14 protein-coding genes are annotated in these 15,174 nt (G+C 58.2%); 11 read left to right on the top strand and 3 right to left on the bottom strand.

Annotated elements, in window-relative coordinates; genetic code table 11:
* Positions 1-594: 594 nt before the first annotated feature.
* The 4 genes from F3I21_RS09765 (at position 595) to glnB (ending at position 4,447) form a co-directional block, all read left to right on the top strand.
* On the top strand, positions 595-2,022 hold the full coding sequence (locus F3I21_RS09765) for a HAMP domain-containing sensor histidine kinase (RefSeq protein WP_141496574.1): 1,428 nt from the start codon (positions 595-597) through the stop codon (positions 2,020-2,022).
* A 3-nt stretch (positions 2,023-2,025) separates the two neighbouring features.
* Positions 2,026-2,697 (top strand): two-component system QseEF-associated lipoprotein QseG, encoded by a 672-nt coding sequence (gene qseG / locus F3I21_RS09760; RefSeq protein ID WP_150058775.1) that lies wholly within the window; start codon positions 2,026-2,028, stop codon positions 2,695-2,697.
* A gap of 2 nt (positions 2,698-2,699) precedes the next feature.
* Positions 2,700-4,031, top strand: coding sequence for a two-component system response regulator GlrR (gene glrR / locus F3I21_RS09755; RefSeq protein ID WP_058758284.1), 1,332 nt, complete (start codon positions 2,700-2,702; stop codon positions 4,029-4,031).
* 77 nt (positions 4,032-4,108) lie between these two features.
* Positions 4,109-4,447 carry a nitrogen regulatory protein P-II gene (glnB, locus tag F3I21_RS09750; protein WP_007886217.1) on the top strand — a complete coding sequence of 113 codons (339 nt, stop codon included), beginning with the start codon at positions 4,109-4,111 and terminating at the stop codon, positions 4,445-4,447.
* A 51-nt stretch (positions 4,448-4,498) separates the two neighbouring features.
* On the opposite strand, the gene hmpA is transcribed toward glnB, so the two are convergent.
* Positions 4,499-5,683 carry an NO-inducible flavohemoprotein gene (gene hmpA / locus F3I21_RS09745; protein ID WP_058775647.1) on the bottom strand — a complete coding sequence of 395 codons (1,185 nt, stop codon included), beginning with the start codon at positions 5,681-5,683 and terminating at the stop codon, positions 4,499-4,501.
* 337 nt (positions 5,684-6,020) lie between these two features.
* Between hmpA and glyA the strand changes: the two genes are divergently transcribed.
* Together glyA and F3I21_RS09735 are read left to right on the top strand one after the other, a co-directional pair.
* The gene (gene glyA, locus F3I21_RS09740; RefSeq protein WP_150058774.1) at positions 6,021-7,274 is read left to right on the top strand and encodes a serine hydroxymethyltransferase; all 1,254 of its coding nucleotides are present in this window, start codon (positions 6,021-6,023) and stop codon (positions 7,272-7,274) included.
* A gap of 124 nt (positions 7,275-7,398) precedes the next feature.
* Entirely contained in the window at positions 7,399-8,535 is a 1,137-nt protein-coding gene (locus F3I21_RS09735; RefSeq protein ID WP_127834447.1) for a 3-phenylpropionate MFS transporter, read from the top strand.
* Here the strand turns inward: F3I21_RS09735 and csiE are convergent.
* Positions 8,532-9,800, bottom strand: coding sequence for a stationary phase inducible protein CsiE (gene csiE, locus F3I21_RS09730; protein WP_150058773.1), 1,269 nt, complete (start codon positions 9,798-9,800; stop codon positions 8,532-8,534). The genes F3I21_RS09735 and csiE overlap by 4 nt on opposite strands.
* 158 nt (positions 9,801-9,958) lie before the next feature.
* Between csiE and F3I21_RS09725 the strand changes: the two genes are divergently transcribed.
* The 3 genes from F3I21_RS09725 (at position 9,959) to F3I21_RS09715 (ending at position 12,768) form a co-directional block, all read left to right on the top strand.
* Positions 9,959-10,585: a DUF1007 family protein gene (locus F3I21_RS09725; protein ID WP_150058772.1), complete on the top strand. Its 627-nt coding sequence runs from the start codon at positions 9,959-9,961 to the stop codon at positions 10,583-10,585.
* On the top strand, positions 10,576-11,553 hold the full coding sequence (locus F3I21_RS09720; protein WP_141496579.1) for a nickel/cobalt transporter: 978 nt from the start codon (positions 10,576-10,578) through the stop codon (positions 11,551-11,553). Before F3I21_RS09725 ends, F3I21_RS09720 begins: the two co-directional genes overlap by 10 nt.
* Positions 11,554-11,754: 201 nt before the next feature.
* The gene (locus F3I21_RS09715; protein ID WP_058758290.1) at positions 11,755-12,768 is read left to right on the top strand and encodes a hypothetical protein; all 1,014 of its coding nucleotides are present in this window, start codon (positions 11,755-11,757) and stop codon (positions 12,766-12,768) included.
* A 48-nt stretch (positions 12,769-12,816) separates the two neighbouring features.
* Here F3I21_RS09715 and suhB read toward each other — a convergent pair whose 3' ends face one another.
* The gene (gene suhB / locus F3I21_RS09710; protein WP_058758291.1) at positions 12,817-13,620 is read right to left on the bottom strand and encodes an inositol-1-monophosphatase; all 804 of its coding nucleotides are present in this window, start codon (positions 13,618-13,620) and stop codon (positions 12,817-12,819) included.
* 122 nt (positions 13,621-13,742) lie between these two features.
* Here suhB and trmJ point away from each other — a divergent pair, with 122 nt between their 5' ends.
* Positions 13,743-14,486 (top strand): tRNA (cytosine(32)/uridine(32)-2'-O)-methyltransferase TrmJ, encoded by a 744-nt coding sequence (gene trmJ, locus F3I21_RS09705; RefSeq protein WP_031279390.1) that lies wholly within the window; start codon positions 13,743-13,745, stop codon positions 14,484-14,486.
* A gap of 135 nt (positions 14,487-14,621) precedes the next feature.
* Positions 14,622-15,119, top strand: a complete 498-nt coding sequence (gene iscR, locus F3I21_RS09700) for a Fe-S cluster assembly transcriptional regulator IscR (RefSeq protein WP_031279392.1) — start codon at positions 14,622-14,624, stop codon at positions 15,117-15,119.
* Positions 15,120-15,174: the final 55 nt, after the last annotated feature.

The following is a 15,174-nucleotide window of genomic DNA, read 5'->3' as shown; positions in this document are numbered from 1 at the left end:
AGGCCGCTCAACGCGGCCTTTTTTATTTTTTGTTGCGTGGGCACTGCTGTCGATCCGGTGTGATTCCCTGACATCTGTGACATGTCGGAAAATGACGACAATCCCATGACTGAACTGTCGCTAAAAGGTGACATTTAAACCGTTGTTTTTTATGGGAGCGAAGTTAGCGCGTTAAAGCCGTTGCTAATCGGCGACACTTTTCCAGACCAGCTGGTCCGAAAGCGTCGTTAATTCCCCTCTCTAAGCTGGCAGTATGCTGATTAACAAGGCTATTTATTTTCTGGCACGATAGTTGCTATACTCATTACGTTGCTCATTCTCCTGTCTATGATTGCCCCGCACTGCGGTTGAGCTCATAAAATATCGAATGACGCACCAAACGGAGCCTGCCGTCCACCCAACCGATAATCGCTTGCTTTGCAACGTTATCAAACACCGGACGCAACGTTGAGTTAGGCTCCACCTATTTTGCAGGCGATGCTGCGGCGTCGCTCTCACGGCAGGCCAAAAGGCCTGCCGTTTTCGTTTTCAGCCTTTCTAACCTTGCCGGACTTCGCTAGCATGCCTGCAACTCACCTCAAAGGAAGCGCGGTTGTGAAGAGATGGCGTCTGTTTCCCCGATCCCTGCGGCAACTGGTTTTAATGGCCTTTCTGCTGGTGCTGCTGCCGCTGCTGGTGCTGGCATGGCAGGCGTGGGAAAGCCTGTCAGCGCTGAGTAATCAGGCGGCGGACACTAACCGCAACACCTTCACCGACGTGCGTCGCAGCGAGGCGATGGCGCGTACGGCGCTGGAGCTGGAGCGTAGCTATCGCCAGTATTGCGTGCTGGGCGATGCCAGTCTGGCACGCCTGTATCAAACGCAGTGGAGCCGCTATGGCCAGATGCTCAGCAGCCATGCCGCCAGCCTGCCCGATTTGCCAACATTCAAAATATTGCAGAGCGCGCTGCCGCAGCTGGAAAAGCTGCAGTGTGATAACGGCAATCTGCTGGCACCGGCGGCGAGCGCGCTGGAGGCATTCTCCGCCGCCAACACCCGCATGGTGCAGGCTACCCGTGAAGTGGTGTTTTCACGCGGCCTGCAGCTACAGCGCGAAATTGCCGATCGCGGCCAGTTTTTTGGCTGGCAGGCGCTGATACTGTTTTTAATCAGTCTGGTGCTGGTACTGCTGTTCACCGGCATGATTATCGGCCCGGTTAAGCGCGTCGAACGCATGATTAACCGGCTGGGTGAGGGCAAAACGCTGGGCAATAGCGTCAGTTTTCGCGGGCCACGCGAAATTCGCTCGCTGGGACAGCGCATAGTCTGGCTTAGCGAACGTCTTAGCTGGCTGGAAGCACAGCGGCATGAGTTTCTGCGCCACCTGTCGCACGAACTCAAAACGCCGCTGGCCAGCCTGCGCGAAGGCACCGAACTGCTGGCCGACCAGGTTGCCGGCCCGCTCAATGCGGAACAGCAGGAAGTTGTCGCCATTCTCGACACCAGCAGCCGTCATCTGCAGCGACTGATTGAACAGCTGCTCGACTACAATCGCCGGCTGGCGGACAGCCCAATGCGGCTGGAACCGGTGGCTATCGACGCTATCATTGATAGCGTCGTCAGGGTGCACTCACTGCCCGCCAGCGCGCGCCAGATGCACACGCATGTCGATCTGCAGGCCCGTTATTGTCTGGCGGAACCGACGCTGTTGCAGCGAGTGATTGATAACCTCTACTCGAACGCCGTGAACTACGGTAGCGAATCCGGTAACATCTGGCTTCAGAGCCAGCAGAAGGGCAACCAGGTGTGGATTGAGGTGGCGAACACCGGCACGCCGATTCCGGCTGAAGAGCAGGCGATGATCTTTGAGCCCTTTTATCAGGGGAGCCAGCAGCGCAAAGGGCCGGTGAAAGGCAGCGGGCTGGGATTAAGCATCGCCAAAGATTGCCTGCGCAGGATGCAGGGTGATTTGCAGTTGGTCACGCGCACGGACGCGGACGTCTGTTTTCGTATCATTTTGACTACCAGCGCCGGGAATGCCTGATTAATGAAACTCACATCCAGCCGATTTCTCATCGGCGCACTGATTGCCATCGGCCTGAGCGCCTGTCAGGCGCCGCCCCAGAGCAGTACGCCGCGCGGTGCGGTGAACCTGCCGGAGCCGGACGTGCGCCTGGCGGATTATCTGGCCACCGATTGCCAGAATGTCTGGCAGATTGAAGCACCAGCGGCCATGAGCAATCCACTTTACTGGCAGCGCGCTATCGACTGCGGTGAGCGGCTGTCGGCGGCCGAAGCGCGGGCGGAAGCGCGGCGCTGGCCGGTACAGAACTGGGCGCGCGCCTTTAAGCAGGGCATCCTGCTGGCGAACGGCAACGTGACGCCGGTGGAGCGCCGTCAGTACGTTGATACGCTCGACAGCTATAGCGCGGATTATCCGGCGGCGGTGCGTCCGCTGCTGCAGCTGTGGCGCAGTAACCAGGCCGCGCAGCTGGAGCTGAGCGAGGCGCGCGGCCGCTACGCCGCGCTGCAGCAAAGCAATGACGCCGAACTGGATCGCCTGCGTCAGCAGCAAACGCAACTGCGGCAAACGCTGGACGATACCCAGCGTAAATTGCAGCGACTGACTGACATCGAGCGTCAGCTGTCATCGCGCAAAGCGCCGGACAGCGGCGACAGCACACACGGTGCCAGCGATGCCCAAAGCGAGGAGCAGTAACCATGAAACAGGCCGCACGCTTACTGCTGGTGGATGACGATCCGGGCTTACTCAAGCTGCTCGGTATGCGTCTCAGCAGTGAAGGCTATCAGGTAGCGACCGCGGCCAGCGGGCCGGAAGCCCTGCGTCATCTGCAGAAAGAGAAAGTCGATTTGGTGATCAGCGATCTGCGCATGGATGAAATGGATGGCCTGGCGCTGTTTGCTGAAATCCAGAAGCGCCATACCGGACTGCCGGTCATCATCCTGACCGCGCACGGCTCGATTCCGGACGCGGTAGCCGCCACGCAGCAGGGCGTGTTCAGCTTTCTGACCAAACCGGTCGATCGCGATGCGCTATACAAAGCGATTGACGAAGCACTGGCGCAGCGCGCGCCGGTCAGCGATGACGGCTGGCGCGAAGCGATCGTCACGCGTAATCCGCTGATGCTGCGGCTGCTGGAGCAGGCGCACATGGTGGCGCAATCTGACGTCAGTATATTGATCAACGGCCAGAGCGGCACCGGTAAAGAGGTGCTGGCGCAGGCGATTCATGCTGCCAGTCCGCGCGCCGGCAAACCTTTCATTGCCATCAACTGCGGCGCGCTGCCGGAACAGCTGCTGGAGTCGGAGCTGTTTGGCCACGCCAAAGGCGCCTTCACCGGTGCCGTAAGTGCGCGCGAAGGGCTGTTTCAGGCGGCGGAAGGCGGCACGCTGTTTCTCGATGAGATTGGCGACATGCCGCAGGCGCTGCAGGTAAAACTTCTCCGCGTGCTGCAGGAGCGCAAAGTGCGTCCGCTGGGCAGCAACCGCGATCTCGACATCAACGTGCGCATCATCTCTGCCACGCACCGCGATCTGCCGAAGGCGATGGAGAAGAAAAGCTTCCGCGAAGATCTCTACTATCGTCTCAACGTGGTGAATCTCAGGATCCCGGCACTGCACGAACGCGCCGAAGACATCCCGCTGCTGGCCAACCATCTGCTGCGCCAGTCGGCCGATCGCCACAAACCGTTTGTGCGCAGCTTCTCGGTCGATGCGATGAAACGGCTGGTGAGTGCCAGCTGGCCGGGAAATGTGCGCCAGCTGGTTAACGTGATTGAGCAGTGCGTGGCGCTTACTACGTCGCCGGTAATTGGTGACGCGCTGGTAGAGCAGGCGCTGGCTGGCGAGAACACGGCGCTACCGACCTTTGTCGAAGCACGCAACCAGTTTGAGCTTAACTATCTGCGCAAACTGCTGCAGATGACCAAAGGTAATGTGACGCATGCGGCGCGTCTGGCTGGACGCAACCGTACCGAGTTTTATAAGCTGCTGTCGCGCCACGAACTGGACGCCAGCGAATTTAAAGAGTAGCTTGCTGCGGCAGCGTCAGGAACACTTATACTCATAGTTACCCGTCCATCATGGAGGGAGCGAAAAAAGGATCTGTGATGAAAAAGATCGATGCAATTATCAAACCATTCAAACTCGATGATGTGCGTGAAGCCTTAGCAGAAGTGGGCATCACCGGGATGACGGTCAGCGAAGTGAAAGGCTTCGGACGTCAGAAAGGCCACACCGAGCTGTATCGCGGTGCCGAATACATGGTCGATTTTCTGCCAAAAGTGAAAATCGAGATGGTGGTGGGCGATGATATCGTCGATACCTGCGTAGAAACCATCATGAAAACCGCGCAGACCGGTAAAATCGGCGACGGCAAAATCTTTGTCTTTGACGTGGCGCGCGTCGTGCGTATTCGTACCGGCGAGGAAGACGAAGAGGCCATCTGAGCCCTTCGCTCCTCACCAGACACAAAGCCTGCCGCGTGCAGGCTTTTTCCTTTACAGCACTTTATGCGGACCGAACACTTCGTAGTGAATGCGCTCGGCGCTGATGCCGGCGTCGGTCAGCTGGCGCGCAACAAACTGCATGAATGCCAGCGGGCCGCAAATCCAGAACTCACCCTCGGGCTGGGTCAGTGCAGTTGAGACGGTGGCTAAATCCATCAGACCCTGCGCGTCGTAACGTCCCGCGTCATCAGCTTGCGGCTGGCGATACCAGACGTGGCGGCTAAAGCGCGGCAGTTGCGCACCCAGCGCCGCGACCTCATCAGCAAACGCGTGCTGCGCGCCGTTTTCGGCGGCGTGCAGCCAGCATACTGCGGCCGGATGCTGCTGCTCCGCCAGGCTGGCCAGCATGGCTAACAGCGGCGTTTGCCCGACGCCGGCTGAGATCAGCGTCACCGGCGTCTGCGCTGCTGCCTGCAGGAAGAAATCCCCGGCCGGCGCGGCGCACTGCACGATATCGCCAACCTTCGCATGCTGATGCAGCCAGCCGGAGACGCTGCCCTGCGCTTCGTGCTTCACTGCAATGCGATAGGCTTTGCCATCCGGCAGATGCGTCAGCGAATACTGGCGGTGCTGAATGTAGTCGCTGTCCGCCGGGCGCAGACTGAGGGTCAGATACTGGCCGGGCAGGAAGTCCGCCACCGGCTCTCCATCATTCGGCACCAGCTCAATGCTTTTGATCACCGAGCTCTGCGCGGTAATCGCACGGATACGAAAATCGCGCGCGCCGCGCCAGCCGCCGACCTTTTCTTCCGACGCACGGTAAATCGCTGCTTCACGCTGGATAAACACCTCAGCCAGCACGCCATAGGCTTTGCCCCACGCCGCCAGTACTTCATCGCCTGGATTGAGCAGCTCTTTAATCGTCGCCAGCAGGTTTTCCCCGACAATCGCGTACTGCGCCGGCTGAATATTCAGGCTGGCATGCTTCTGCGCAATTTTCTCCACCGCCGGCAGCAGCACCGCAAGATTTTCCAGGTTGCTGCCGTACGCGCAGATCGCGTTAAACAGCGCTTCACGCTGATTGCCGCTGCGCTGGTTGTTCATATTAAACACGTTCTTCAGCTCGGGATGCTGCGTCAGCATCCGCTGATAAAAGTGACCGGTCAGCTGCGGGCCGAGTTGAGCAATCGCGGGCAGGGTAGATTTCACGGTGGCGATGGTTTGCGCGTCAAGCATGGGCTGATCCTCAGAGTAATTTTAAACATGTATTTTAAATGCATGTTATGCCTGTTGCCGCGCACTGTAAATCCCCCGTTTTGTCTGGGGTGACGAGTGACAATCTGCTGGCGGGCGCGCAAAGCTGAAAAATTTTCCCGCTGCTGATGAACAAATATCCGGTTTTCTTCCCCGGCTAAAAAGCGTAAAAATCCCGTGCCAGCGCCTTGCCAATCGTTTGCGTAAAAAGAGGGGATTGGCGCTACCGTCCCCTGGCAAAACCGTTTACACTGTTGGCCTTCGCCCCTTAGCCGGGGCTTAAACTGCCGTTAAAAAGTTGTTGAGTCAGGAGATGCGGATGTTAAAGCGTGATATGAACATTGCCGATTATGATGCCGAGTTGTGGCAGGCTATGGAGCAGGAGAAGGTGCGTCAGGAAGAGCACATTGAACTGATTGCTTCGGAAAACTACACCAGCCCACGCGTTATGCAGGCGCAAGGTTCACAGCTCACCAACAAATATGCCGAAGGCTATCCGGGCAAACGCTACTACGGCGGATGTGAATATGTGGATATTGTTGAGCAGCTGGCGATCGATCGCGCCAAAGCGCTGTTCGGCGCGGATTACGCTAACGTGCAGCCGCACTCCGGCTCCCAGGCTAACTTCGCGGTGTACACCGCGCTGCTGCAGCCGGGCGACACCATTCTGGGCATGAACCTGGCACACGGTGGTCACCTGACCCACGGTTCGCCGGTCAACCTGTCCGGTAAGCTGTACAACGTTATCCCTTACGGCATCGATGAAACCGGCAAAATCAATTACGAAGAGCTGGCCGAACTGGCGCAGACCCACAAGCCAAAAATGATCGTGGGCGGCTTCTCTGCTTACTCTGGCGTGTGCGACTGGGCCCAAATGCGTGAAATCGCCGACAGCATCGGCGCCTGGCTGTTTGTTGATATGGCCCACGTTGCCGGTCTGATCGCTGCTGATGTGTACCCGAACCCGGTACCGCACGCGCACATCGTGACCTCTACCACGCACAAAACGCTGGCCGGCCCGCGCGGTGGCCTGATCCTGGCGAAAAACGGCGACGAAGAGCTGTACAAGAAACTGAACTCCGCGGTGTTCCCGGGTGGTCAGGGCGGCCCGCTGATGCACGTTATCGCCGGTAAAGCCGTCGCGTTCAAAGAAGCCATGGAGCCTGAGTTCAAGGCTTATCAGCAGCAGGTCGCGAAGAACGCCAAAGCGATGGTGGAAGTGCTGCTGGAGCGCGGTTACAACATCGTCTCAGGCGGTACTTACAACCACCTGTTCCTGATCGATCTGGTGAGCAAAGGTCTGACCGGTAAAGAGGCGGATGCCGCTCTGGGCCGCGCTAACATCACCGTGAACAAAAACAGCGTACCTAACGATCCGAAGAGCCCATTTGTGACCTCCGGTGTGCGTATCGGTACGCCAGCAGTAACCCGTCGCGGCTTCAAAGAAGCGGAAGTGCGCGAACTGGCGGGCTGGATCGCTGACGTTCTCGACAACATCAACGACGAAGCCACTATCGAGCGCACCAAACAGAAAGTGCTGGATATCTGTGCCCGTCTGCCGGTTTATGCCTGATAAGCGCTAAACCCGCAGTGTGAAGAAGGATGGCGCAAGCCATCCTTTTTTTATTCCCTTTCGCAGGCGGCTTTGAGAAAGTAACGGCCATTCCGCGCACGGCGGAGCGTCAACAGGAGGAAACATGACCATCGGATCGGCCAGGTGGCTGGGACTGAGCTACTTCACCTACTTTTTCTGCTATGGCATCTATCTGCCGTTCTGGAGCGTGTGGCTGAAGGGCAACGGGCTGGATGCGGAAAAAATTGGCCTGCTGCTCGGCTGTGGCATGGTGGCGCGCTTTGCCGGCAGCCTGTTGATTGCTTCGCAGGTGAAAAATCCAGCGCAGCTGATTGTTGCGCTGCGCCTGCTGGCGCTGGCGACCTGTCTGTTCGCGCTCGGTTTCTGGCTGGGCGGTCAGTGGCTATGGCTGCTGCTGGTGATGATTGGTTTTAACCTGTTCTTCTCGCCGCTGGTGCCGCTGAGTGATGCGCTGGCGGCCACCTGGACGCAGCAAATCGGGCTGGCCTATGGTCCGGTACGGCTGTGGGGCTCGCTGGCGTTTGTTATCAGTTCGGCGCTTACCGGTATGCTGGTCAGCGCCTGGTCATCGCAGGTGATTCTGCTGCTGTTGAGCGTCGGTGCGCTGGCGATGCTGTCCGGCATGCTGCTGCCGCCACAAACCCGACCGCAGGGTGAGCTACGCCAGGGCGCGAGCGGTGGCTGGGCGGCGTGGCGTGACCTGCTGCGCGAGAACAGTGTCTGGCGTTTCATGCTGTGCGTAACGCTGATGCAGGGCGCGCACGCCGCGTATTACAGCTTCAGCGCCATCTGGTGGCAGGAAGCGGGGTATTCCGCGTCGGTCGTGGGCTACCTGTGGTCGCTGGGCGTGGTGGCCGAAATCGTGATTTTTGCCCTGAGTAACCGGCTGTTTCGCCGCTGGAGCGCGCGCGATCTGCTACTGCTGTCCGGCGTGTGCGCGCTGGTGCGCTGGACGCTGCTGGGTGCCAGCACAGCGCTACCGCTGTTGATTGTGGCGCAGATTCTGCACTGCGGCAGCTTTACCGTCTGCCATCTGGCGGCGATGCGCTTTATTGCCGCGCGCAAAGGCGCAGAGGTGATTCGTCTGCAGTCGCTCTATTCGGCGCTGGCAATGGGCGGCGGCATCGCGGTGATGACGATGGTGTGCGGCGTGCTGTTTACCCACCTGCACGGCCAGCTGTTCTGGGTCATGGCGCTGGTGGCGCTGCCGGCGCTGTTCCTGCGGCCACGCGCGGCTTAAGACTCCAGCAGCTGACGAATGCGCTGCTGCTGGTGATCGCTCAGCGGCAGCTCAGCGTGGATCAGCGGCGGCGAATAGAGCGGCAGGGCGGTGGCGTAGGGCGTCACCACCAGCGCCACATCGCGCGGTGCGCCTTCACGCTGAAAGTGCAGCATATCCTGATAGGTAATATTGATCGGCAACAGCATCATTTCCCGCAGCTGCTGCTCCAGCAGCTGTTCCAGCGCCGCGTCAGCGCCGGTCAGTAACAGCACCTGTTTCTCCTGTAGCGCGCTCTCCTGCATCAGCCAGCCACCAAACTGCACCGCCACCAGGCTCACTTCTTCTGCGCTAAACTGCGTGCCGAAATCGCTGCTGAAGTGCTGCAGCGCGCGCGCCGTGGTGCGCAGCAGGCGCGGATAGAGACGCGCCACGTCCAGCGCCACGCTGTTATCAATGCCGATGGCAAAGTGGCTACGATCCAGCGCCTGCGCCAGATGAGTATAGAGCTGCAGCTTAAGCTGCTGCTGATTTTTGATGCGCGTCTGCGCCAGTTGCTCAAAGCGGGCGATCAGCGCTTCCACCGCAGCCATCAGCTTGTGTGCCTGACTGCCCGCCAGCTGGTTGCCGTCTGGCGCGTGAATCAGGCTGAACAGCAGCGTCCAGAAATCGGTTTCGCTGACGTCCGGTGCCAGATGGCAACGTTTTTGCCAGTGATGGATCACGTCATCTGCTGCGCTACGTTCAATCTTTGCCGCCAGCCAGGCGCGCTGGCGCTCACTGAACAGCGCCGTCTGACGCTGACACAGCGCATATTTCATGAAGATTTGCAGAAACAGCCGGTCGCGCGGCGTGAAATCGCGCGCCAGCCGCAGGCTGCAGTGCTGGATCAGCGCCTGCAGATTGGTTTCATCCCACAGCGCTTTCTCGATTTTCAGCACCTTCAGCCGCTGGCGCAGTGCCGGCGCAAAATGCGTGCAGACGAAATCCTGCGACAGACGCAGCGCGCGGCGCAGCCAGTGCAGCAGGCACAGACGCCGGTCCAGTTCCGTGCCATGAATGCGAAAGCTGCCATCCACCATCTGGTGTAATTCCAGCTGGTGAAAGCGCTGTATCTCATCTCCGACATCCGCGATATCCTGTCGGGCGACAACAGGGTCCACGCCATTCAACTGGCAGAGCTTTTCAAGCGTTAACGCGGGAGCAGGCAGAAACAGCAGCAACAGCAGATGGCAACGACGCTGGGCGCGGCTGAAGAGGGGAGCAGTAGAATGCGCTGAACTCATCAATCGTGTTATCCGCAGGTCATTTTTCAGCTAAGAATAGCCAACTCCACGCGCTGACCCTGGCCTTTGTCATGACTTTTGTTCAGAGCTTCAGGGCGGGTCACAGTTTTTTCTGGCCCGGTATCCTTCTGACTTTAAAATTTGTTACTTTATAACATATGAAAATTGCGTTCGTTAGCTTTACGCTGTTGTTCAGCGGCGCCGTGTGGGCGCATCCACACAGCTTTATTGATATGCAGACCGAACTGATCGGTAAGGACGATCATCTCAGCGCGATGAAGATGGTATGGATCATGGATGAAATCACCTCCGCCGATCTGCTGTACGATGCCGGCAACGCCAAACCCGGCGAGGTGGTGTGGAAAAAGCTGGCGGCACAGGTAATGGCCAATGTGCTGGGCCAGCACTATTTTACCGAAGTGTGGCAGGATAAAAATCGGGTGAAATTTCTCAACCTGCCGCAGGAGTATCAGCTGTCGCGCAAGGGCAATAAAGCGGTGCTGGAGTTCATTGTGCCGTTCGGCGAACCGCAGTCGTTAAGCGCCAGGCAATACCGCATCCAGACCTTCGATCCCAGTTACTTTGTTGATATGTATTATGACAATCCGCAAGCCATCACCATGGATGAGACCGTGAAAGCCCATTGCCAGTTTGACTTACACACGCCCAAACCGGATGACTCGCTAAAACAGTACGCGCTGTCGCTGGATAAAGCTGACGCACCGCCCGAAGATATGGATCTCGGCCAGCAGTTTGCCCAGACGGTAACCCTGACATGTCGTTAATTTCACTGCCTGGCGCTTCCCGTCGCTGGTGGCCGCTGTGGCTGCTGGCTGCGCTGCTGATTACCGCAGGCGCGTTGCTGTGGCTGCACTGGCCGCAGATTCTGCTGCAAAGCGTACTGTGGCAGAAGGTGCTGCACCGTGAGATGACGCAGCTCCTGCAACAGGTGGCGCAGCAGCCGCAGCAGGCCGGTGTCACGCTGATGCTGTTCAGCCTTGCCTATGGCGTGCTGCATGCGCTGGGGCCGGGCCACGGCAAAGTGGTGATCAGCACCTTTCTCGCTACCCACCCGGCGCAGCTGAAAACCAGCATGAAGCTGACGCTGCTGGCGGCGCTGTTGCAGGGCGCGGTGGCGATTGCTCTGGTGACGCTGATGCTGGTGGTGCTGCAAACCTCGTCGCGCCAGCTGCATCTCACCAGTTACTGGCTGGAGAAAGGTAGCTATTTGCTGGTGATGGCGCTCGGCGTCTGGGTGGGCTGGCGCGCGCTGCAGGGGTTACGCCGCGCGTTCCGTCCGGCGACCGGGCTCCAGATTCGCGCGGTACGGCCACATCATCAGCATCATGCTGACTGCGGCTGCGGTCATGCCCACCTGCCGAGCGCGCAACAGCTGGCCGGTGCGGTGAGCGGCAGAACCCAGGCGCTGGTGGTGCTGTCGATGGGGCTGCGGCCCTGTTCCGGTGCCATCATGATGCTGTTGTTTGCCAAAGTGATTGGCGTATATGGCTGGGGCGTGGCCTCGGCGCTGACCATGGCGCTGGGCACCGCGCTCACCGTGTCGCTGCTGGGTTTGCTGGTGCAACGCTCGCGCGTGCTGGCGGTGCGTCTCGGCAGGGTCAGCAGCAGAGGGGCAGCGCAATGGTTGTTGCCGGCCGTGATGCTGGCTGGCAGCCTGCTGTTGCTGCTGGCCGGCTTTATTTTATGGCACAGTGCTACGCCCGGCTTCGGTGGCGGTCTGCGTCCTTTTTAATTAATACGCTTTAAAAAATAAGCGCAGCATATTCCCTGAATATGCTGCGTTTTTTTTTGCCCGCGACGCAGACTTTAATTTCTCTTGCCCGACGATCTGGTGAAAAGAGTTTTCTCTGTCTACGCTAGATAATATCAAAAAGGACAGGGTGTGCTCTTATATGCGTTACTCTTTATCGTCAATGTTTGTGAGGAAATAAATATGCCTGAAACCTGGACTAATAATGGCAGCACGGAAACGGTGGTGGAAACGCACGGCGGTTTACCGTTGAAACGCATTTCCTGGAGTGCCGTATTTGCAGGGGTGATTGCGGCATTAATCATTCATATTTTACTGGGGCTGCTGGGAACCGCGATCGGCGCCACGACCATCGATCCCCAGCAGGAACAAAATCCGCTGGAACATCTGGGGACCGGGGCGCTGATTTGGACCGGGGCCAGCATGCTGATTGCGCTAGCGGTCGGTAGCTACGTTGCCGGACGGCTGGCTCAGCGCGAAGGTGCGCTGCACGGTCTGCTGATGTTTGGTGTCAGTACCCTGATTACGCTTTGGCTGGCGATTTCACTTGCCAGCGGTATTATCGGCGGCGCCTTTAATATTTTAGGCTCCGGTTTTAATGCCCTGGGTAACGGTATTTCTGCGGTAGCGCCATCGGTGACCAATATGGCGAAAGAGAAGCTGCAGGAAAATAATATCAACCTGGATGATTTGCAAAATGAATTGCAAACCACGCTGCGTCAGACCGGCAAACCGGAACTGCAGCCGGAAAATTTACAGCAGGATGTAAATAGCGAAGCGAATAATGCGCAAAACCAGGCGAAACAGACGGCACAGAATCCACAGAATGCCGACAATGATATTGCCAATTGGATCCGTGGTGTACTGAGTCGCCATGCCGATACGCTGCAGGCGGCAGACCGCGATGCGCTGAAAAACATTATTAAAGCGCGGACCGGAAAAAGCGATCAGGAAGCGGAGCAGATCGTTAATCAGACTGAGCAGAGCTATCAACAGGCGATGCAGAAATATCAGCAGCTGAAGCAGGAAGCGGAGCAGAAAGCGCGTGAAGCCGCAGAGAAAGCCGCGGCGGCAACGGCGAAAGCCAGCTGGTTTGCCTTCTTCATGATGCTGATCGAGGCGGTGCTGGCGGCGGTCCTCGGTGGTGTCGGTCGGCGTACCCAGCCGCGCACCGTGTTAACCCACGAGCGTCGGTAACAAAGTCAGTAATAAAAAAGGCGGCTGATTTAGCCGCCTTATTTTTGCTTAGCGCTTCAGCGCTTCGCTCAGTTCTTCGCGCATGCTGGCCAGCATCGCCTTCACCACACGCGGGTTACCGGCCACCAGGTTGCCAGACAGCATATAGCCGTGGTTACCGGTGAAATCGGTCACCAGACCGCCCGCTTCACGCACCAGCAGTTCACCGGCAGCGAAATCCCATGGCTTCAGGCCAATCTCAAAGAAACCGTCAACGCGACCTGCGGCCACATAGGCCAAATCCAGCGCAGCAGAGCCGGTACGGCGGAAATCAGCGCACTGGGTAAATAGTTTTGCCACGATGTTGATGAACGGCGTAGCGTGCTGCTTCAGCTTGAACGGGAAGCCGGTAGCCAGAATGGTGCCGTCGAGGTCACGCGCCGTGCTGCCGCGCAGGCGATAGCCGTTAAGCTGCGCGCCCTGACCGCGTACCGCGGTGAACAGTTCGTTACGCATTGGATCGTAAACCACCGCCACTTCGGTGCGGCCTTTGATGCGCACGGCGATAGAAACAGCAAAGTGGGGCAGACGTTTGATGAAGTTGGTGGTGCCATCCAGGGGATCGATTACCCATTGAACATCCTGATCGTCGCCCGCCAGCTCACCGCTTTCTTCGGTGATGATGGTGTGTTGCGGGTAGGATTTGCGAATCACTTCGACAATCAGACGTTCTGCGTCGCGGTCAACATTGGTAACGAAGTCGTTGCTGCCTTTCTGGCTGGCTTCGACGGCGTCCGGGGTTTCATAATTCTTGGCAATTAAATTTCCGGCCTTGCGCGCTGCGCGCACGGCGATGTTGAGCATCGGATGCATCGGTATCTCTCACTGGATGTTAAAGAACGGGGTGAAAACGGCGCGGAGTATATCAGGGTGTTCAGCAAATGTCCTGCTTTTATGTTAGGATGCGCGCCATCATTTCCTTATCGCTATCTATTATGCTGCAAAATATCCGAATCGTACTGGTAGAAACCTCGCACACCGGCAACATGGGTTCCGTTGCCCGCGCCATGAAAACCATGGGCTTAAGCAACCTGTATCTGGTCAATCCGCTGGTGAAACCGGACTCGCAGGCTATTTCACTGGCTGCCGGTGCCAGCGATGTGATCGGTGAGGCGAAGATCGTCGATACGCTGGATGAGGCGATTGCCGGCTGTAGCCTGGTGGTGGGTACCAGCGCACGTTCGCGCTCGCTGCCGTGGCCGATGCTTGACTCGCGTGAATGCGGCATCAAAAGCGTGGAAGAGGGCCAGCAGGCGCCGGTAGCGCTGGTGTTTGGTCGCGAGCGCGTGGGCCTGACCAACGAAGAGCTGCAGAAGTGCCACTATCATGTCGCCATTCAGGCCAACCCGGAGTACAGCTCGCTCAACCTGGCGATGGCGGTGCAGATTATTGCCTATGAAGTGCGCATGGCGTGGCTGGACGCGCAGGAGAAAGCCAGTCCGCAGCCGCAGTACGAAGCCTCGCCGTATCCGCTGGTTGACGATCTGGAGCGCTTCTATCAGCACATCGAGCAGATGATGCTAAACAGCGGCTTTATCCGCCAGGGCACACCGAGCCAGGTGATGAGCAAACTGCGTCGCCTCTATACCCGTGCGCGTCCGGAGCGCGACGAACTCAACATTCTGCGCGGCATGCTGTCGTCGTTTGAAAAACCCAAAAACGACAAGGGTAATAGTTGAGTAAAACACCAGGTTAAATAGTTGAGCGAAATACTCGGTTAAATAGTTGACCAAAATACTCGGGAATGTCAGACTGGCCTCCATTCTTCAGATAACCCGCCGACTCGCTGGCGGACGCTTACGAGGTTGTATGCTATGAGACTGACATCCAAAGGACGTTATGCCGTAACCGCTATGCTGGACGTTGCCCTGCACTCGCACGAGGGCCCGGTACCGCTGGCCGATATTTCAGAGCGTCAGGGCATTTCGCTCTCCTATCTGGAGCAGTTATTCTCGCGTCTGCGTAAGCACGGTCTGGTGGCCAGCGTGCGGGGTCCGGGCGGCGGTTATCTGTTAGGCAAAGACGCCGGCGCGATTGCAGTTGGTGCGGTGATCACCGCGGTGGACGAATCCGTTGACGCCACCAAATGCCAGGGTAAAGAGGGTTGCCAGGGCGGCGAGCGCTGCCTGACCCACGTTCTGTGGCGCGACCTGAGCGAGCGCATCAGCGATTTTCTCAACAACATCACGCTGGCGGAACTGGTGAATAACCAGGAGATCCTCGACGTGGCCGATCGCCAGAACAGCGTTGATAACCGTCGCTTCCAGCAGCATCGCGTGCAGGAAACCATCAACGTCAATCTGCGCGCCTGATCCTCTCCCGTTCAGCCTCTGCTGTTAACCCAGGAGAGGCTGAATCGTGCTATAA

Origin of the sequence: Pantoea sp. B_9 (assembly GCF_008632015.1) — a bacterium.
Lineage (GTDB): Bacteria > Pseudomonadota > Gammaproteobacteria > Enterobacterales > Enterobacteriaceae > Pantoea > Pantoea dispersa.
Note: the sequence above shows the minus strand (reverse complement) of the source record. Positions and strands in the feature narration are given on the sequence as shown.

Bases quoted from the DNA above. Each gene is read 5' to 3' on its own strand.
- qseG (WP_150058775.1), top strand. From the start codon at position 2,026: ATGAAACTCACATCCAGCCGATTTCTCATCGGCGCACTGATTGCCATC.
- glrR (WP_058758284.1), top strand. From the start codon at position 2,700: ATGAAACAGGCCGCACGCTTACTGCTGGTGGATGACGATCCGGGCTTA.
- glnB (WP_007886217.1), top strand. From the start codon at position 4,109: ATGAAAAAGATCGATGCAATTATCAAACCATTCAAACTCGATGATGTG.
- hmpA (WP_058775647.1), bottom strand. From the start codon at position 5,683: ATGCTTGACGCGCAAACCATCGCCACCGTGAAATCTACCCTGCCCGCG.
- glyA (WP_150058774.1), top strand. From the start codon at position 6,021: ATGTTAAAGCGTGATATGAACATTGCCGATTATGATGCCGAGTTGTGG.
- F3I21_RS09735 (WP_127834447.1), top strand. From the start codon at position 7,399: ATGACCATCGGATCGGCCAGGTGGCTGGGACTGAGCTACTTCACCTAC.
- csiE (WP_150058773.1), bottom strand. From the start codon at position 9,800: ATGAGTTCAGCGCATTCTACTGCTCCCCTCTTCAGCCGCGCCCAGCGT.
- F3I21_RS09725 (WP_150058772.1), top strand. From the start codon at position 9,959: ATGAAAATTGCGTTCGTTAGCTTTACGCTGTTGTTCAGCGGCGCCGTG.
- F3I21_RS09720 (WP_141496579.1), top strand. From the start codon at position 10,576: ATGTCGTTAATTTCACTGCCTGGCGCTTCCCGTCGCTGGTGGCCGCTG.
- F3I21_RS09715 (WP_058758290.1), top strand. From the start codon at position 11,755: ATGCCTGAAACCTGGACTAATAATGGCAGCACGGAAACGGTGGTGGAA.
- suhB (WP_058758291.1), bottom strand. From the start codon at position 13,620: ATGCATCCGATGCTCAACATCGCCGTGCGCGCAGCGCGCAAGGCCGGA.
- trmJ (WP_031279390.1), top strand. From the start codon at position 13,743: ATGCTGCAAAATATCCGAATCGTACTGGTAGAAACCTCGCACACCGGC.
- iscR (WP_031279392.1), top strand. From the start codon at position 14,622: ATGAGACTGACATCCAAAGGACGTTATGCCGTAACCGCTATGCTGGAC.